Below are 18,510 nucleotides of genomic sequence, written 5' to 3'. Positions count from 1 at the left end.
CCGATGTTGGGCATCGCTGCGCTCACCCCAACCTACAATGGCGACGTATCCGTAGGTTGGGGTGAGCGCAGCGATGCCCAAAAGCCCAGCCCCAAGATCACCGCCCCCACCCACCCGCACACGCCTGTGCGCCGCGCCATCTGTACCGCAGCGCGATTCGCCGCCATCATGCGCAGGCTGGCCGCTTCACAAGGCGTGAACGCAGCCGGCGCCCTCTTCAACGGAGCCCCATCATGAACAGACTGATCGCCGCCCTCGCCACCTCGCTGTGCGCCCTGCTCGCCACCGGCAACGCCCTCGCCGCCGATGCGCAGGGGGCCGACCAAGCCGCCGCCGATTCGAAGTGCCAGGCCGCCGCCATCGACAAGAACGGCAAGCCGCTGGCCGGCGCCGCGAAGTCGTCCTTCATGCGCAAGTGCCACGCCGACGCGATGAAATCCAGCTGCGAAGCGCGGGCGCTGAGCAAGGATGGAAAGCCGCTGTCAGGCGCCGCCAAAAACTCCTTCATGCGCAAGTGCGAAGAGGGCGCGAAGACGGCGGAATAGATCTGCAACGTCGGCGCCGTAACGCTCGCCGGGCGGAGTTCGGCGACAGCCCCGGATTGAACGCATTCAACGCCCCGCGACTACGGCCTTGAGGCGCAGATCATTGGTGCGCCGAGCGCAGGCCACCGCACCCGAAGCGCTGCGCAACGCCGGCTACGCCCTTTGGGCCAGCCCCTTGACTGGCCCAAAGGGCGCAGCACCCGGGATGCGTCCGTTGTTGGGCATCGCTGCGCTCACCCCAACCTACGAAAACGTCGCCACTGTAGGTTGGGGTGCGCGCAGCGATACTCAACAACCCCACCGCCCAACCGTAAAAACCCCAGCCCCAACGCCCCGGATGTGCCACGCCCGTCGGTTGGGGTGAGCGCAGCGATGCCCAACAGCCCCACCAAAGTCATCGCGCGATCGCCGTCATATCGGTGCCACCCGACAACTGCCTCCCCAGGGCGCAGCGATTCAATGCGCCCGCCGCGCCAGCACTTCATCCATTGGCCCCGCATCGACCACGCGCCCGGCTTCCACGACGACCACGGTATCGAAGCGCGCGAGCAGGCTGGGGCGATGCACCGACGCGACGATGCAGGCCGACGGGAACGCGGCAACGATGCGGTCGAACACGCGGCCTTCGGCCAGCGGATCGAGCGCGCTGGTGGGTTCGTCGAGCAGCAAGAGCGAACTGCCCTGCGCCGCCAGCGCGCCGCGTGACAGCGCCAGCCGCTGGCGCTGGCCGCCCGACAGATTGCCGCCCCGCGCGCGCGTTACCGCCACCGCACCCGAAGCGCTGCACCACGCCGGCTGCGCGCGGAGCGGCCAGCTCCTTGACTGGCTCAACGGGCAGCACCCGGGCAGCGCCCGTTGTTGGGCATCGCTGCGCTCACCCCAACCTACTGGGGCGACGTATCCATTGGTAGGGCTGCCCGACACCCGCACCGAACCGCCGCCCGCCAACATCCCGGTCGCAACGCACTGCCCGACAAACCACCGCCCGCGCCACACCCGTAGGTTGGGGTGAGCGCAGCGATGCCCAACATCGCCACCCAATCATCGCGCGCATCAACCTCATATCGAGGCCACCCGACAGATGCCACGCCACTGTGCAGCCATTCAATGCACCCGCCGCGCCAGCACCTCATCCCGCGGACCCCCATCGACCACGCGCCCACCTTCCACCACGACGACGGTGTCGAAACGCGCGAGCAGGCTTGGGCGATGCACTGACGCGACGATGCAGGCCGACGGGAACGCGGCGACAATGCGGTCGAACACGCGGCCCTCGGCCAGTGGGTCAAGCGCGCTGGTCGGTTCGTCCAGCAGCAAGAGCGAACTGCCCTGCGCCGTCAGCGCGCCGCGGGACAGCGCGAGCCGCTGACGCTGACCGCCCGACAAATTGCCGCCGCGCTCGCTCAGGCCGCTGTGCAGCCCGTCGGGCAGGCGTTCGAGCACCTCGTCAAACACGCCGGTATGCATGGCCGACGTGAGCGCGGCGCAGCGGCGCCATCACCGCGTCCATGCGCCGGCCGAGCAGCGTGCGCGACGCCGCCTGCAGCCGCAGGCCGATCACCGTGCCGGCATTGCCGACGAAGTCGAGCAGCGCCGCGGCATAGCGGCGCTCGGCGTCGTTCTCGGCGCGGGCGAGCTGCATCAATGTGCGGTCGAAGCGCAGGATGATGAAAGAAATGATCACGTAACCGGTGATCGCGATCGCCCCGCTGGTGCGCGACAGCAGCGCCAGCGCCACCAGCGGGCCCACGAAGTTGAACGCGCTCTGCAGATAGTCGAACTGGTTCTGCGCAAAGTCGGACAGCGCCCGGCTCGCCTGCATCACCCGGTGCTGCAGCTCACCCGAATGCCGCCCGTCGCGCCACGCCAGCGGCGCGACAGCGATGCGCGCATAAAGCTGATCCGCCAGCCGCACGCGCACCCTCACCCCCACATTGCGCTCCAGCACCGACCCGGGCCGTGCAGCAACCACGACAGCAGATAGATGCCGATCAGATAGGCAATCCACCGCCCCGCCGTCGCCATGTCGCCCTGCTGCAGCGCATTGATCGCCTGCGCCGCGAGCCAGGGCATGGAGAGGCGCATCAGTTGCGCGCCGGACAGCAGGCCGGCTGCGCCGAGCATCTGCGGCCGCACGCCCTTGGCATGCAGCCACAGCGCGCGATACAGATCGCGGGCGGCGCCGCCGAGGCCGATGGCGGGGGGCGGGGCGGCCGAAAGGCCAGGGGCGGAAGTCGATTCCGTCATGCAGTGAGGGCTCCGGTGCGGTGAGTCGCAGCGCCTGCGCCGCAAGGGGCGCGGCGAGGCAAAGCACTATTGTGCCGGGTCAGATGTGGAAATCCGGAGAGCGCGCTGCTGGGCTACCGGTGCAGACCTTTTCGGATGGATCCCAACGGGAGAACGACGCGATGGCTCACCGGGCCTTGGGGTGCTCGACGGCAAATCGCGCGCGAACCTTGCCCGCACTCATTGCTCGCGCTGACGGGTTTGCCCCGCCTTTACGTCCTCGGTCCGGCCGAGGACAAATGCCGACCGTGAGAACTTGAGGCGCCCGGCAACGGGTGGTATATACCATTGTCTATACCATATCGAGAACACCACCCATGACCACGGCGAAACTGTTCAAGAACGGCCGAAGTCAGGCGGTACGCCTGCCGGCCGAATTCCGCTTTGAAGGTGACGAGGTCTGCATTCGGCGTGACCCCGAAACCGGCGATGTCATCCTGAGCCCGTACAGACGCACATTCTCGGACTGGCTCGCATTGCGCGACGCGCTCATTGCCGAAGCCCCGCAGGAATTCGCCGACTTCGACATCCCTCGCGACAGCGCGCCGCCGCAGTTGCGCGACTGGCCATGACACCACTCGGCCCCTGCATGCTCGACACCAATGCCGCGTCGGCACTGATACGCGGCAACGCGCATCCGGTGCTGCTGGCCGCGATGGACGAACAGCGCGTGTGCCTCTCGGTCATCACCGAAGCCGAACTTCGCTACGGCGTGCGCCGCCGCCCGGAAGCCACCCGCCTTGCGCGTGCGGTCGACACCTTTTTACAAGCCCTGCCCATCGTGCCCTGGACATCTTCCACCGCCGCGACCTTCGCCGAACTGCGCACGCGGATGGAAGCCCATGGCGTGAGTCTCGCCGCGATGGACTTGTTGATCGCCACCCAGGCCGTCGCCGAGGGCTGCACCCTCATCACCGCCGACCGCGCGTTCGCGCACGTGCCGGGTCTGAGGACATTCGACTGGTCGGCCGGCAATACGCCGGCACACGAGCCCGCGAGCTGACGCCGAAACAGGCGGCCGACCTCGGCCCTCGGCCCTCGGCCCTCGGCCAGCGGGCCATGCGCACTGGTGGATTCGTCGCCATATCCTTGGGCAGGGTGATGCTCAGTTGCTGCGTGGTGCGCATCGTGGACTCCTCGGGAGGACAGGATTTAATCCTATTCCCGAGTGGTTTCAGCATCCAGCCCACACCCGAATTTGGCGATGGCAGCGCTGCGGAGGACATTTCCGGCGACCAGCCAAGCGCCCCTTACACCGGGCGGACGGCACCGCTAAAGTACGGATTCCTTACTCAGGAGCCAGCCCACGCTTGCCAGGCTCACCAGCAAGAACCCGCTCACGCTGCCCCGGTCGGTGACGGAAGCCATCGGCCCGACCGAGTAATTCGAAGTCGAAGCCGTCAACGGCCAGATCATCCTCACACCAGTGCGCATCCAGCGCGACGATGCGGTGCGGGCCAAGCTCGCCGAACTGCAGATCAACGAATCCGACGTTGCCGACGCAGTGGCCTGGGCGCGCAACGCCACCGCGCGTGACTGAGTCGGCCGTCCCGCCGAACGACGGGCGCGTGCCGCGCGTCGTGCTCGACACGAATGTCGTGCTGTCGGACTGGTGTTTCCGGGCGGCGTGGCCGGCCGCATCCGGCACGCCTGGCAGCGCGGCGACTATGTGCCGCTGGTCAGCGTCGTCACCTTCGCCGAACTTGTGTGCGTCCTCGCCTACCGCAAGTTCCGCCTGAGCATGGCCGAACAGGAAGAACTGCTCGCCGACTACCAGCCCTCGACCGAAGTCGTGCGCATCCCCGGGCCGCCGCCGGCAGCCCCGGATTATCGCGACCTCCATGACCTACCGTTCCTGCATCTCGCCGCCGCCGCCCGCTCCGATGCACTCGTTAGCGGCGACGCCGACCTGCTCGCTCTGGTCGGCCAGACCAGCTTTCACACTGTTAGCCCGGCCGTGTTCGTCGAGACGCTGCGGCATCCGTTGGAGGTCGGAGTCGTTTCGACTTCATCCTCAGGTGACAACTTCAACTCGCTTAACGTCAGCAGCGCGCCTAGATTACGAGGGCAATCAGGATCCGACGTACACCAGCTCATAGCCGTAATGTGTAACAACAGAAGAAAAAGTCTAAAAATCTGCTAAAATCGCATGGTTTTAAGTATTCCTTCCATTTGAAAAGGCAACCATCAGATGGCTTCCGTGACGAAAAACATCCTCACAGCTGATCAATTTGTTGCGTGCATTATCTCGGTGTTAGCACTGCGAAACAAAAAACATTTTGTTCTTCAAGACACGGAACTTGATGAAAAATTTCAAAAGGCGTTTGAGGTTTTGATGGCGGCAGGCGAGTCGCTTAATATTATTCCCAATTTTTCTTTCTACATTGACCCTCTCCATGGAGATTCGGTTTCTTTGAGAGAGACCCTTTTAGCCGCCAAAGAGAAAGAACTCATTGCGTTGAACAACCCGACATTCCATACGTTCGATATAAAAATCGGTGAAAACAGGGCGTTGCGCTATCTAAAAAGCACACCTATCCCGCCCGAGTTCTTCGATAGTATCGTAGATGAATGTTTCGCTGAGCAACGCTGAGCACAGAAAAATACGCTCAGCGATGCTCGAATCGCAGCCTTACAGCTTAAACTCCCTCAAAGAGCTTGCCAACTCTTTCGCGAATGATTATTTAAGCGAGTATGTCGGATGTCTTAAACAGCCTCTTCACGTATTTTCCCGAAAAGAGATTAATGACGCACTTTGGGGAACGATCGGGCTGACCGCGCCTGAAGTCGCATTGTTGGATTCACCGCTAATTCAACGTTTGCGAAACATACGCCAACTTGGCGTAATTCATTGGGTGTACCCAGGCGCAGTACACACACGGTTTGAGCATACGCTCGGCGTACTTTTTCAGGTGCAGCACCTTTGTACGGCAATTAATTCAGTCGCCATGCATGGCAGTGACGCACCAGTCATTAGCCCACACATGATTCAACTGCTGCGCCTAGCGGCGCTGCTTCATGATGTGGGTCACGCGGCCTTCTCCCACGTTTCCGAACTCGCGATGGAGAGCCTTCCTGCGCTCAATTTGTTATCCGCAGAGTTTTCACAGTCGAATCGGATAGAAAAACGACAACTCTCGGAGATTTTTGCCTACTTCATCGTCCGATCACCAGCGATGCGCTCGTTCTTTGAAGTAGTAGCGGAAAAATGCGCTCCTTTTATTTCGTTGGAAGCAGATGCACCTAGAAATATTGACCTGATTGTCGAAAAGATATCAAATGCTATCGTCGGGCAGCACATTGATGACAAACTACCACTACTCCATGAGTTGATTTCAGGTCCCTTCGACGCGGATAAATTGGACTATTTTGTTCGTGACGCGCGGCTTGCGGGCACCCCTTCGGTTCTGGACATATCGAGGCTCGTTCAAAAGCTATCGGTAAAAGCACTCGATGCCAAAGAGCTTCCGGCTGAAATTTCCCGCACCGTTAGACTAATCGACTCTAAGTACTATTTGTTTGGAGTAAAGTGGTCCGGGGTGGCCGTACTTGATGAGTTACATCTAGCACGCGTTCTTCTTTTCGCAAAGATTTACCGACACCCAAAAGTTATCGCAATTGAGCAGATGCTTCGTGCGGCAATTATCACTTTGTCGCCTCTTGTTTCTATTGAAACTCTGCTAAATTTTTTGTATCGCAATAATGATGATGCGATCTTGGGAATGGACAAGCAGCAGCTTGTGTCCACCTTAGGTATTGAGTGTGCCGAGGCAAGCGCTCGAATTGACTGCGTAGCCGCTTTGCTTAAGTCCGTAAGGGATCGTCGCCTTTGGTCCCGCGCGTTTCAAGTACAAAGACGCTATCCATCTGACCCATTGGAACGCGACGAAACTCAAAAGGAAGGTTTGATTGAATTCCTAGAGACTCTTGAGCATCCACAAAAGCGAGTTCTTTTCATGAACACCCTTTTGGATGACGTGTATGTTTTACTTAAGGACCTTGGATTTAAAGAGTTTTCGCGCGACATATTAGATTCCATGGTAATGGTACACACGTTAGGCCCGACCCCCGGAGGAACTCAGATAGCGCGTGCTTACTTAATTTCCTCAACGGGGAAGCCACTTCCCTTTCGTGAGTACACAGTAAATAGAACGGCTTGGGCGGATGGTTATCTATCCGATCAACCAAAGGGCTATTTCTTGTGCCCAAAAGAAATCGCAGACGTAGTATTCCTTGCCATCGAAAAGCTTGTAAGAATAAAGTATTCTGTGCGCCTACCAAGCACGGCTTTGGAGGTAAGCAAGCGAGACAACTCGCGGGTACATGAGCTAAAGAAGAAGTTAGGAGTATTGCGTTACTATCGGAATGCACCATTTGATATTAGGCCAGTACCTGAACGCTTAAGCATGGCAGACGTTCCCGGCAAGCTTAATGAAATTGAGCTCCTGTTAGCCACTTATCAAGCACCAGTTACTTCAAATAGCGGGGGTGCAAGGGCGGACAAGGCGCTTGCTTGGCTCCGTCAATTCGACGATGATGGGCATATCGATTGCGCACTTCATTTGCTTGGAAAGATTCGAGTAATTGGAAGAGCAGAAGCAGTAGAGGCCCTTCGTACATTCATTCAGCAAAACCCGGAGTTCAAAGGCGCTTCAGTTGTTCCATTAGGAGGTCTCAAAGACAGTGGCGCTGTTCAGACTTACTACGCCGGCGATTTATTAAAAGAATATGTTGAAAAGTGCTGCACCCTCAATGAGGCGGCCGAATCTACAACTTACCACCCGATCATATTTGTCGATGACTTTGTAGGCTCAGGGGGTCAAGCAGAAGATATCTTGGCAGCTGGCTTTGGCGACATTGACCTTAGGAAGCCGCTTGGCGAGGAGCGGTCAATATTCAACGTACAAGTTCAAGAGCATCTTAAAAACTCACCAATTGCGTTTGTTTTTACCGCCGCTTGGGATGACGGCGTGCAAGCGGTACAAAACATCTGTAAAAAACTCCAGATAAATGCCCGGGTATTCCGATTCATTAAAGAGGTGGACATTCCTTTCGCGCATGGAATATTGAAGGACATGGATTCGCACCTTGTTGATTCTTTTTTAATTCGTTGCGGCGAGATTGGCTCAGCACTACTTGATTCGGCGATAACGACCGAGCCATCGACGGGGGCTGATGAAATCTGGGAGCAGAAACGCAACGAAAGGAAATTGGGGTACGGAAACCGTGGAATGTTGCTTGCAACGACATTAAATGTACCAACACAGACACTCACCCTGATATGGGGCGAAGGCTTAGTTGACGGTGTGCCGTGGGAACCCTTGTTACGCCGCAGAAAGAAAAAATAGAAATTTTGACGTGAATTACGTCAAAAATGTCTTTTTTTGGATCACGTTGGAAATTTTTAATAAACTCGATATTGCGAGGTCCACCTCCTTCGCAGTTTTCCTGTCCGTTTTCATCACCAGCGCTGCGCGGTTCTTCAACTGCGCCAAAATATGATTCCCACGTGACATTGATGTGTAGGTCCGTGTTTTTTATTTGAGCAACGTCGTCTTCCACCGCTCGGTGCCGAAGTCGGCGATGACGTAGTGCTTGCTGACACGTGCGCGTACTTCTTTGATGTTGTACTTAAGCTTTCCATTGGCGGTTCGTTCGGCGCGTTGGCAATAACCTACAGCAGCACTACGTTACTGGCTGGAAAGATCCAGAGTTTGGCGCTCATGAAGATGAATAACAGAATTCTTGCAGAGCCCCCCTCCGGACGCGGCGCGATACTTCATCCATCGCATCTAAGAAGACGTTGAGCAAGCGACCATCGCTTGACTTAACGTCTGCTGTCGGTCGACGCAAAGCACGCGATGGCTGTTAAAACAATGCTTGCGCGCGCGTCTTTACCTGCACCCACCCCTCTCCCTTTGGCCGGACTCTCGTTCAATCCGTCCGCACCAACTCCCCCTGCGCATTGAACGCATACCGAAACGAAAACCACTTTTCCAGCTCCGATCCGGTCTCGATGCGGAAGGCCGTCATCAGCCGCTCGCCGTCGGTCTTCAGGTAGATCGCGCCGTACACCTCCACATTGCTGCGCGCCAATTCCTTCACGTCGAGCTTGATGGCGTCGAGCGCTTCGGGTGACAGCGTGGTGGCCAGGGCGTCGATGCGGTCGAGCAGTTTCTGCACCTGCGCGCGGTCTTCGAGCGGGCGCGACGAGCGCTGCAGTTCGGTGGACAGGATGACCGGTGCGTCGCCGCGGCCGTAGCGGCCGAGGCGGCCCAGCAGATCCGGGCGCGGATGGACGTGCCCTTCCTGATCGCCCGACGAAATGATGAAGGCGGCCGGATTGACGGCGGCGAGAAACGCGTCGGTCACTTTCTCGGAGCCGTGGTGACAGGATTTCATCACTTCGGAGCGGAAGGTTTTCTGCGCCTCGGCCACCATGGCGTCGTGGTCGGGCGTGCCCGCCTTCGGGAAGGTTGCGCGGCCGGTGTAGTGCTGCAGCAGAAACTTCTCGGCCGGCTCGTTCAGGTCGCCGCCGAACAGCACGGAAAACTGTCCGTACTGCAGCCTGAGCAGCACCGAATGGCCGTTCTTCGTTTCGCCGTAGCTCTTCAGCCGGCGCAGGGCGGGCTTGCCGCCCGGCCCTTTTTCGACCACCGGCCCGAGCACACGGATGGTGTAGCCGCGCCGGTTCGACGGCGCGAAGTCAGGCATCCATGCGACACCGCCTTCGCGTCTGGCATGTTCGGTCGACAGCATGCGCAGCGTGCCGATCTTCGGGTTCTGCAGCGCCGCCTGCATCAGCTTCGGAAATTCGTAGCGGGTATTCGCCGGCAGCGCGCCGAACAGGCGCGTCAGGTCGGCCTTGTCGACCGCCAGCGCGGTCACGTACGACACGCCGGTTGCGGGGTCGGCCACCGGTTCGCCGCCGAGCTTGGCCCAGGTGCCGGTGACGGCGCGTTCGACCAGACCGTTGTGATAGACCGTTTTGAAGCCGATCTTGTGGTCGCTGAACAGCGCCTGGAAGCCGAGATAGTGGTCGTTGTCGGGATGTGTCACGACCGCCGCATGGAAGTTGAAGCCGCGGTAGCTCTTGAATCGTGCATTCAGGAAGGCGCGCATATTGCCCTCCTTGCCGGCGTCGATGACGATGATGCGTTCGTCCTTGCCGGTTTCGGGCGAGATGAGCACCGCGCCGTCGCCCTGTCCCACGTCGACGAACACGATTTCGAGCGGGCGCCGCTCGACGGTGTCTTCGGCCGCGATGTACAGCGTGCGGCGCTTGTCGGGCGAACGCGCCGCCCAGTCGATCTCGAGCCGGCCGTCGTCCAGCGTGCGCTTCACTGTCAGGTAGTCGCCCCAGATGACTTCGCGCACCTTGCGGCCGGCCTCGTCATGGAGAAAGGTCTTCTTGCCGTCCTTGCGCAGCGCGACGAACCGGTGTGCCATGGCATTCCCCTGCGGAGTCAGGTGCGAGTGAAATGAAGCCGCGGCGCGCGCCCGGGAAGCGGATCGGGCGCGCAAGGCGGGTTCGTGGGGCCAAAACTAGCACAAGGACATCGGCTTGGCCTGAAGGGCGCGCGGAACGGCAAGCTTCAGCGGAGTTGTCCACACGGCAGGGTTCGCCCGCCGCTTCGTTTCAGACAGCAATCGCGAGCAAGCTCGCTCCCACAAGACCGGGCGCCCGGCCACGGCGCGTGAGCGCTGTATGCCGAGGCGTAGAGAATGACCACCTCGTCGACAACAGGAGAAGGATTGCAGCCGGGGACTGGACAATCTATACGAATCAAATGATTAGCTTACTCTCATGCGCCCGAACGAACGATGGACGTGATATGCACTGAGTGTTGCCTTGGCGTAATTGCCTAAAAATTAGGCAATTATCCAAATCAAGATAATTTCAGATAATTCGCGGCGCGTGCTCTGGCGGACACGCGGAACCCGGCGCGACGCAGTCCTGATCGGATCGCGCGTCTCGCGGAAATGGCTTCTCCCTGACTGAGCCTCCGCAGGGCGCGGGCTTTGGTTGCTGGCGCAATCGCGAGCAAACTCGCTCCCACGAAAGACCCGGCTGCGATTGCGGCTTGGGCGCGGAGGTCTGAGTGCGTGCCCCCGTGGCGGATATTCAAGATGTTCAGGGTGGGCACTGCAGAAAAAGCCCCGTGGATTTCAAGATATTTTTACGCGGATGCTCTTCAGGCAATTGTTCTGAAGCACGTTTTTTGTTCTTTTAAAGATATCAGTCAAGTCGGTTACAGATAATTTATGATCCGGGTTCCATTTCGACGCCCGGGTCGCTCATGCCAGCCTTTCGCCACCATGACCTGAGTTTGCTCAACCCCGCCTTCGACTCGCCGCTCGTCGATGTGGTGACCGAGCTGGAACATCTGCGCCGCCTGCGGCTGGAAGGCAGCACGCCGGCACCGGTGTTCTTCCAGCTCAAGCAGATCTTCCACATGCTGGAAAGCCTGGGTTCGGCCCGTATCGAGGGCAACCACACCACGCTGGCCGACTACGTCGAAAGCCGGCTCGAAGCAAGTGCGGCGACCGTGAGCGACACGCTGCGCGAAATGGCCAATATCGAAGAGGCCATGACCTTCATCGAAGTTCATTTCGCACCGGGTGACGACATCACCGAGCATCTTGTGCGCGAGCTCCATGCGCTGACGGTGCGCGAATTGCAGCGGGAGGGTGACGCCACGCCCGGCGCTTACCGCCACGGATCGGTGCAGATTTCGCAGTCCGACCACCTTCCGCCCGAGGCGCTGCAGGTGCCACAGTACATGAGCGAGTTGGTGGCCTTCATCAACCAGCCCGCCCCGCGCAAGTACGACCTGATCAAGGTGGCGCTCGCTCACCACCGTTTCGCGTGGATACACCCCTTCGGCAACGGCAACGGTCGGGTGGTCCGGCTGCTGACCTACACCTTGATGATCAAGTACGGTTTCGACGTCAAGGCAGGCGGACGCGTGCTGAATCCGACCGCGGTGTTCTGCAACGACCGTGATCGCTACTACGCCATGCTCAGCCAGGCGGACACCGGCACACAGGAAGGACGCGAGGCGTGGTGCACCTACGTGCTGTCCGGCGTGCTCGACGAACTGGGCAAGGTGGCCCGGCTGACCGACCAGCGCTACCTCATCGAACACATCCTGACGCCGGCGTTGCGCCACGCGCGCGAGCGCGAGTCATTGACGCACATGGAAGAGCGGGTGCTCATGGCGACGGCGCACGCGGGGATCGCCAAGGCGAGCGACCTGAAAGACGCGATGCCCGGAATGACGGAAGCCCAGCGCACCTACCAGATCCGCAAGCTCGTGGAACGCCGGATGCTCGTGCCGATCCGCGACGGTGCGCGTCAGTACACCGTGGGTTTCAGCAACAACGTGCTGCTGCGCGGCGTGATCCGTGCGTTGGCGGCGGAAGGCTTCATTCCCGACGCACTGAACCGCCCCGGATGATGGATAGCGAAGCGCGCGGTGCGCCTCACTCCACCGTCACGCTCTTCGCCAGATTGCGCGGCTTGTCCACATCGGTGCCCTTCACCAGCGCCGCGTGATAGGCCAGCAGCTGCAGCGGGATGACGTGCAGCACGGGTGACAGCAGGCCGTAGTTCTCCGGCATGTTCAGGATGTGCAGGCCTTCGCCTTCGACCATTTCGGTACCCGCGTCGGCGATGACGTACAGCTCGCCGCCGCGCGCGCGCACTTCCTGGATATTGCTTTTGAGTTTTTCGATCAGCGCGTCGTTCGGGGCGATGGCGATGACCGGCATGTCGCGGTCGACCAGCGCCAGCGGGCCGTGCTTCAGTTCGCCGGCCGGGTAGGCTTCGGCGTGGATGTAGGAAATTTCCTTCAGCTTCAATGCGCCTTCGAGCGCGATCGGGTAATGCTGGCCGCGACCGAGGAACAGCGCGTGCTGCTTCATCGCGAAGCGTTCGGCCCAGGCCTGGATCTGCGGCTCGAGCTCGAGCACGCGGGTGACCGCGCTGGGCAGGTGGCGCAGCGCCTTCAGGTATTTCTCTTCCTGTGCGTTACTGAGCGTGCCGCGGGTTTTGGCCATGGCCAGCGTGAGCAGCGCGAGTGCTGCGAGCTGGGTGGTGTAGGCCTTGGTCGACGCCACGCCGATTTCCGGGCCGGCGCGGGTGATGAAGCGAAGTGAGGACTCGCGCACGATGGCCGATTCGGGCACGTTGCAGATCGACAGCGTTTGCATCATGCCAAGCGACTTGGCGTACTTCAGCGCGGCCAGCGTGTCGGCGGTCTCACCCGACTGCGAAATGGTGACGACCAGCGTGTCCGGGTCGGCGACCGGCTTGCGGTAGCGGTATTCGCTTGCGATTTCGACGCTGCATTCGATGCCGGCGACGTCTTCGAGCCAGTAGCGGGCGACCAGACCGGCGTGGTAGCTGGTGCCGCAGGCAAGCACGAGCACGCGGCGCACCGAGCGGAACACGTTGTCGGCTTCGGCGCCGAACAGATTCGGCGTGATCGAGCGCGCCTGGGCGAGCATTTCCAGCGTGTTCGACAGCGCCGCCGGCTGTTCGAAAATCTCTTTCTGCATGTAGTGGCGGTAGTTGCCCAGCTCGACCGCGTCGGCCGACAGCTGGCTCACCTGCACTGCGCGCTCGACCGGCGTGCCGTCGAGACGGAACACGCGCATCGAGGTGCGCGTCAGCTCCGCCATGTCGCCGTCTTCCAGATAGATCATGTTGCGCGTGACCTGCAGCAGCGCCGAGGTGTCGGACGCGGCGTAATTGCCGTTGTCCGACAGGCCTAGCACCAGCGGCGAGCCGTGGCGCGACACGACGATGCGCGAATCTTCGCCCTCGGTGACGATGGCGATGGCGTAGGCGCCGATCAGTTCGTTGCAGGTGGCGCGCACCGCGTCGATCAGGTCGGGCGTGGTTTTCAGATGGTGGCGCACCAGGTGGGCGATCACTTCGGTGTCGGTTTCCGACGTGAAGGTGTAGCCCAGCCCGGTCAGGCGGGCGCGCAGCGGCTCGAAGTTTTCGATGATGCCGTTGTGCACCACGGCCAGCCCGTCGCTGATGTGCGGGTGGGCATTGCGCTCCGACGGCACGCCGTGCGTTGCCCAGCGTGTGTGCGCGATGCCGATCGACGCTTCGAGCTTCTGTTCGTCGGCCTGGGCGGCCAGTTCGGCCACGCGGCCGACCGAACGCAGGCGGCGCAGGGCGGTGCCCTGCGCGCCGTTGAGCACGGCCAGACCGGCCGAGTCGTAGCCGCGATATTCGAGCTTGCGCAGTCCTTCGAGCAGGACGGGGACGATATTCTGGCCTGAGATGGCCGCAACGATGCCGCACATGGGGACGTTCCTTTAAGCAGAGCTGCGCAAAAATTCGGATGGGGAAAAGCGTTACTTCTTCTTCACCGGCCGGGTCCAGCCGGTGATCGTGATCTGGCGGGCGCGGGCAATCGTGAGCTGGCCCGGCGGAGCGTCCTGGGTCAGCGTGGTGCCGGCGCCCAGCGTGGCGCCACGACCGACGGTGACCGGCGCCACGAGCTGGGTGTCGGAGCCGATGAACACATCGTCTTCGATCACGGTGCGGAATTTGTTTGCGCCATCGTAATTGCAGCAGATGGTGCCGGCGCCGATGTTCACGCGGCTGCCGACGGTGGCGTCGCCGACGTAGGCCAGGTGGTTGGCCTTGCTGTGGGCGGCGATGTCGCTGTTTTTCACTTCGACGAAATTGCCGATGTGTACGTCTTCAGCCAGTCTGGCGCCGGGGCGCAGGCGGGCGTACGGGCCGAGCTGGCAGCCGACGCCGACGGTGGCGTCGTCGAAATGGCAGAACGGCGCGATGCGCGTGCCGGCGGCGATGGTGACGTTGCGCAGCACCGAGTGGGCGCCGACAACGACGCCGTCGCCCAGCTCGACGCGGCCTTCGAAGATGCAGCCGATGTCGATCTCGACATCGCGACCGCAGATGAGCTCGCCGCGCACGTCGATGCGCGCCGGGTCGCGCAGCGTGACGCCCTCATTCAACAGGCGTTCGGCGTTCTCGCGTTGATGGGTGCGCTCGAGGTCGGCCAGTTGCGCCTTGTCGTTCACGCCGAGCGTTTCCGAAACACGCGCCGGTTGCGTGCTCACCACCGGCACGCCGTCGCGCACCGCGGCGGCGACCACGTCGGTCAGGTAGTACTCGCGCTGCGCGTTGTCGTTCGACAGATGGGTGAGCCAGCCGGCCAGCCGTGCGCCGGGCACCACCATGATTCCGGTGTTCACTTCGTGGATCTTGCGTTCGCCCTCGGTCGCGTCCTTTTGTTCGACGATGCGCACGATGCGCCCGGCGGCGTCGCGAACGATGCGGCCGTAACCGGTCGGGTCGTCGAGCGTGACGGTCAGGATGCCGAGTTTGTCGTCGCCGGCCGCTTCGGCCAGCTTGACCAGCGTATCGGCGCGCAGCAGGGGCACGTCGCCGTAGAGGATGAGTACCGGTTCTTCGCGCGACAGCGCGGGCAGCGCCTGCATCACGGCATGGCCGGTGCCCAGTTGTTCGGCCTGCAGCGCCCAGTCAACCTGCAGATCAGAGAAGGCGGCACGCACAGCGTCGCCGCCATGGCCATACACCACACAGGTGCGCGAGGGCTTCAATGAAGCTGCGGTACGCAAAACATGCCCGAGCAGCGGGCGGTCGGACAAGGGTTGCAACACCTTGGGCAGCGCGGAACGCATGCGCTTGCCCTGACCGGCGGCGAGGATAACAATCTGCATCGGACACCCTGTAGCGGAAAACCGCATCAACTCTAGCATTGGGGGACATTGGCCTGCTGCGCAGCAGTTCTCGCACAGCCGGGAAAGTGCTTCGGCAATGCAACCTGCGCCCGCGTATGCGGACCAATGAAGGCTATGGCTTCGAGTACTTACGACATGAGATACGGATCGCTTTACATCGCTGCACTGATTTCTTTCAGCACAATCGCGACCGCCGACACGGTGCATCGCTGGAAGGACGAAAACGGGGTGATCAACTACGGGCACACGCCGCCGGCCGGCGTGCGCTCGACGCCGGTACCGACGGTGGATCCGCTGAAGGTGACGCGACCGCCCGGCGCGACGGTCGATGAACCGGCAGGGTCACGACCATCGGAAAATCTGGATCGAAACGCAGTACGCGATGAGGTCGAACAGGCGCTGCGCCAGCAGTCGGCCAACCAGGCCGCCGAAGCCCGCGAACAGGAAGAAAACGCCCGCCTCGCGGCGAGAAAGCGCTGTGAAGCGCAGCGCCGGGTGGATTGCGACGACCCGGCCGTGCTCGATGACAGCCTGTATGGTGTGCCACCGCGCATCGTGCGGCGCCATTTCCCGACCCAGCCCCTGTACCCGCCGATCCGCCCACCCGCACAGCCGGCCGAGCGGCCGATGTTGATGCGCAAGTTACCGTAGCGCAACGTCGGCTCACACTGAGGTTTTCGTAAGAGGCACCCACGGCTGGCCCTGCATGGCAGGCGGCTCTGCGGGCGATTGCACGCTCCGACCACGCAGCGGCGCTTGAACAACGTTCCCATCGCGGACGGGGTCCGCTCCTACGAAAGACGGCGCAGTGGCTGATGAGCCGACGCTTTTTTCGTAGGAGCCTCTCACGGCTGGCCTTGCATGGCCAGCCGGCTCTGCGGGCGGCGAGCAATGCTCGCCGAAACCCCCGCTCCGCCCCCGCATGCAATTGCGCACTCACGACCCGCTCCACGCCGGCCGGTCGGCCGGCGTCCCTTTTCGCCCGCAGGGTGATCAGAGAGGGGCGAGCGATCAGCGCGGCAGGGTCGACTCGCCCATGAGGAAGGCATCAACTTCGCGAGCGCACTGACGCCCCTCCCGGATCGCCCACACGACGAGCGACTGGCCGCGACGCATGTCGCCGGCGGCGAACACCTTGGGCACGCTGGTGGCGTAGCAGCCGTCACCGTCGGTCGTGGCCCGTGCGTTGCCGCGGGTGTCCTTCTCGACGCCGAAGCTGTCGAGGATGCTGGCGGCCGGGCTGACGAAACCCATGGCGAGCAGCACGAGGTCGGCGTCCATCAGGGTTTCGGAGCCGGGCACTTCCTGCATGCGACCGTCTTTCCACTCGACGCGCACGGCCTTGAGCTGTTTGACCTTGCCATCCTCACCGATGAATTCCTTGGTCGCGACGGCCCAGTCGCGCTCGCAGCCTTCTTCATGGCTGGACGAAGTGCGCAGCTTGACCGGCCAGTACGGCCACACCAGCGGCTTGTTCTCTGTTTCCGGCGGCTGCGGCAGCAGTTCGAACTGACTCACGCTGGCTGCACCGTGGCGATTCGACGTGCCCACGCAGTCCGAACCGGTGTCGCCGCCGCCGATCACGACGACGTGCTTGCCGGTCGCCATGATCTGGTTCGGTACGGTGTCGCCGGCCACCACGCGGTTCTGCAGCGGCAGGAAATCCATCGCGAAATGCACGCCGTCGAGGTCGCGGCCGGGCACCGGCAGGTCGCGCGGCTGTTCGGCGCCGCCCGCCAGCACGACGGCGTCGAACTCGGCGTTCAACTGTGCCGGGCTGATGACCGTTTCGGCGTCGCTGTGCACCGGCGAACCTTCGGGCAGGTCACCAATGCGCACGCCGGTGCGGAAGCTGACACCTTCGGCTTCCATCTGCGCGACTCGGCGGTCGATGTGCGACTTTTCCATCTTGAAATCGGGGATGCCGTAACGCAGCAGGCCGCCGACGCGGCTGTTCTTCTCGAACACGGTTACGTCGTGTCCGACGCGCGCCAGTTGCTGCGCCACCGCCAGACCCGCCGGGCCGGAGCCGACGACGGCCACCTTCTTGCCGGTCTTCACGGCCGGCGGCTGCGGCACCACCCAGCCCATTTCCCAGGCCTTGTCGATGATGGCGTGCTCGATCGACTTGATGCCCACCGCGTCGCTGTTGATGGTCAGCGTACAGGCGGCTTCGCACGGCGCCGGGCAGATGCGGCCGGTGAATTCCGGGAAGTTGTTGGTCGAGTGCAGCACATCGATCGCCTGCTTCCAGTCCTGGCGGTAAACCAGATCGTTGAAGTCGGGAATGATGTTGTTGACCGGGCAGCCGCTGGTGCAAAACGGCGTGCCGCAGTCCATGCAGCGCGCCGCCTGCTTGCCGGCCTGCGCGTCATTCAGACCGATGACAAATTCCTTGTAGTTCTTCAGGCGCTCGGTGACGGGCTTGTAGCCCTCTTCGATGCGCTCGTATTCCATGAAGCCGGTGGTTTTTCCCATGACGATGTCCTTGTCTGTGAATGCTGTGCGGATGTCTGCGGCGTCGCCTTACTTGGCGGTCGTCGCTTGCTTTTTGATAGCTGCTACTGCTGGCGTAGCGGGCTCTTCAAGCACTTTTCGTTCATTAATTTCAGACAATGCACGCTTGTACTCGGTCGGGAACACCTTGACAAACTTGCTGCGCGAAGTGGCCCAGTTGTCCAGCAACTCGCGGGCGCGCTTGCTGCCCGTCCAGCGGTTGTGGTCTTCGAGCAGCTTCTTGAGCTGGGCTTCGTCGGTCTGGCCACCATGCCAGATGGCACGCGGCACGGTCACCTCCTGTTCGGCCGAGGGGAGGATGCGCTCCAGTGTCACCATGGCCATGTTGCAGCGGGTGTCGAACTGGCCATCCTCGTCGTACACATAGGCCACACCGCCGCTCATGCCCGCAGCAAAATTGCGCCCG

The 18,510-nt window shown here is 61.8% G+C and carries 18 protein-coding genes; 9 read left to right on the top strand and 9 right to left on the bottom strand.

The window, feature by feature from the left end; genetic code table 11:
* Positions 1-237: hypothetical protein (locus Q8R75_RS02300; RefSeq protein WP_305663501.1), on the top strand; the 237-nt coding region annotated here is incomplete at its 5' end.
* Positions 234-545: a hypothetical protein gene (locus Q8R75_RS02295; RefSeq protein WP_305614620.1), complete on the top strand. Its 312-nt coding sequence runs from the start codon at positions 234-236 to the stop codon at positions 543-545. The genes Q8R75_RS02300 and Q8R75_RS02295, both read left to right, overlap by 4 nt.
* 456 nt (positions 546-1,001) lie before the next feature.
* Here the strand turns inward: Q8R75_RS02295 and Q8R75_RS02290 are convergent, their stop codons facing one another.
* From Q8R75_RS02290 to Q8R75_RS02275, 4 genes are all read right to left on the bottom strand, one after another.
* Positions 1,002-1,376: an ATP-binding cassette domain-containing protein gene (locus Q8R75_RS02290; RefSeq protein WP_305614621.1), complete on the bottom strand. Its 375-nt coding sequence runs from the start codon at positions 1,374-1,376 to the stop codon at positions 1,002-1,004.
* 273 nt (positions 1,377-1,649) lie between these two features.
* Complete coding sequence (locus Q8R75_RS02285) at positions 1,650-2,000, bottom strand: ATP-binding cassette domain-containing protein (RefSeq protein WP_305663500.1); 351 nt, start codon at positions 1,998-2,000, stop codon at positions 1,650-1,652.
* Positions 1,993-2,493, bottom strand: coding sequence for an ABC transporter transmembrane domain-containing protein (locus Q8R75_RS02280; RefSeq protein WP_305614623.1), 501 nt, complete (start codon positions 2,491-2,493; stop codon positions 1,993-1,995). Before Q8R75_RS02280 ends, Q8R75_RS02285 begins: the two co-directional genes overlap by 8 nt.
* Positions 2,469-2,792, bottom strand: a complete 324-nt coding sequence (locus Q8R75_RS02275; protein ID WP_305614624.1) for a hypothetical protein — start codon at positions 2,790-2,792, stop codon at positions 2,469-2,471. Before Q8R75_RS02275 ends, Q8R75_RS02280 begins: the two co-directional genes overlap by 25 nt.
* 356 nt (positions 2,793-3,148) lie before the next feature.
* Between Q8R75_RS02275 and Q8R75_RS02270 the strand changes: the two genes are divergently transcribed.
* The 5 genes from Q8R75_RS02270 (at position 3,149) to Q8R75_RS02250 (ending at position 8,179) form a co-directional block, all read left to right on the top strand.
* On the top strand, positions 3,149-3,403 hold the full coding sequence (locus Q8R75_RS02270; protein ID WP_305614625.1) for an AbrB/MazE/SpoVT family DNA-binding domain-containing protein: 255 nt from the start codon (positions 3,149-3,151) through the stop codon (positions 3,401-3,403).
* On the top strand, positions 3,400-3,834 hold the full coding sequence (locus Q8R75_RS02265; protein WP_305663499.1) for a type II toxin-antitoxin system VapC family toxin: 435 nt from the start codon (positions 3,400-3,402) through the stop codon (positions 3,832-3,834). Before Q8R75_RS02270 ends, Q8R75_RS02265 begins: the two co-directional genes overlap by 4 nt.
* A 624-nt stretch (positions 3,835-4,458) precedes the next feature.
* Positions 4,459-4,974, top strand: a complete 516-nt coding sequence (locus tag Q8R75_RS02260) for a putative toxin-antitoxin system toxin component, PIN family (protein WP_305614627.1) — start codon at positions 4,459-4,461, stop codon at positions 4,972-4,974.
* Positions 4,975-5,022: 48 nt separating this feature from the next.
* Positions 5,023-5,424 (top strand): hypothetical protein, encoded by a 402-nt coding sequence (locus Q8R75_RS02255; RefSeq protein WP_305614628.1) that lies wholly within the window; start codon positions 5,023-5,025, stop codon positions 5,422-5,424.
* Positions 5,399-8,179 carry an HD domain-containing protein gene (locus tag Q8R75_RS02250; protein WP_305614629.1) on the top strand — a complete coding sequence of 927 codons (2,781 nt, stop codon included), beginning with the start codon at positions 5,399-5,401 and terminating at the stop codon, positions 8,177-8,179. The genes Q8R75_RS02255 and Q8R75_RS02250 overlap by 26 nt, the downstream gene beginning before the upstream one ends.
* Positions 8,180-8,765: 586 nt before the next feature.
* Here Q8R75_RS02250 and Q8R75_RS02245 read toward each other — a convergent pair.
* Positions 8,766-10,280 (bottom strand): hypothetical protein, encoded by a 1,515-nt coding sequence (locus Q8R75_RS02245; RefSeq protein ID WP_305614630.1) that lies wholly within the window; start codon positions 10,278-10,280, stop codon positions 8,766-8,768.
* A gap of 851 nt (positions 10,281-11,131) precedes the next feature.
* On the opposite strand from Q8R75_RS02245, the gene Q8R75_RS02240 reads away from it, so the two are divergent.
* Positions 11,132-12,292: a Fic family protein gene (locus tag Q8R75_RS02240; RefSeq protein WP_305614631.1), complete on the top strand. Its 1,161-nt coding sequence runs from the start codon at positions 11,132-11,134 to the stop codon at positions 12,290-12,292.
* A gap of 25 nt (positions 12,293-12,317) precedes the next feature.
* On the opposite strand, the gene glmS is transcribed toward Q8R75_RS02240, so the two are convergent.
* Positions 12,318-14,156: a glutamine--fructose-6-phosphate transaminase (isomerizing) gene (gene glmS, locus Q8R75_RS02235; RefSeq protein WP_305614632.1), complete on the bottom strand. Its 1,839-nt coding sequence runs from the start codon at positions 14,154-14,156 to the stop codon at positions 12,318-12,320.
* Positions 14,157-14,207: 51 nt separating this feature from the next.
* Positions 14,208-15,566, bottom strand: coding sequence for a bifunctional UDP-N-acetylglucosamine diphosphorylase/glucosamine-1-phosphate N-acetyltransferase GlmU (glmU, locus tag Q8R75_RS02230; protein WP_305626072.1), 1,359 nt, complete (start codon positions 15,564-15,566; stop codon positions 14,208-14,210).
* A 156-nt stretch (positions 15,567-15,722) separates the two neighbouring features.
* On the opposite strand from glmU, the gene Q8R75_RS02225 reads away from it, so the two are divergent.
* Positions 15,723-16,238, top strand: a complete 516-nt coding sequence (locus tag Q8R75_RS02225; RefSeq protein ID WP_305614634.1) for a DUF4124 domain-containing protein — start codon at positions 15,723-15,725, stop codon at positions 16,236-16,238.
* 360 nt (positions 16,239-16,598) lie between these two features.
* Here Q8R75_RS02225 and Q8R75_RS02220 read toward each other — a convergent pair whose 3' ends face one another.
* Positions 16,599-18,065, bottom strand: a complete 1,467-nt coding sequence (locus tag Q8R75_RS02220; RefSeq protein WP_305663498.1) for a glutamate synthase subunit beta — start codon at positions 18,063-18,065, stop codon at positions 16,599-16,601.
* A gap of 48 nt (positions 18,066-18,113) precedes the next feature.
* The coding region (locus Q8R75_RS02215; RefSeq protein WP_305663497.1) for a hypothetical protein at positions 18,114-18,510 on the bottom strand (397 nt) is incomplete at its 5' end.

The organism is Methyloversatilis sp. (genome assembly GCF_030696805.1).
GTDB lineage: Bacteria > Pseudomonadota > Gammaproteobacteria > Burkholderiales > Rhodocyclaceae > Methyloversatilis.
The sequence above is the reverse complement of the archived record's forward strand: the minus strand, read 5'-3'. Positions and strand labels throughout refer to the sequence as shown.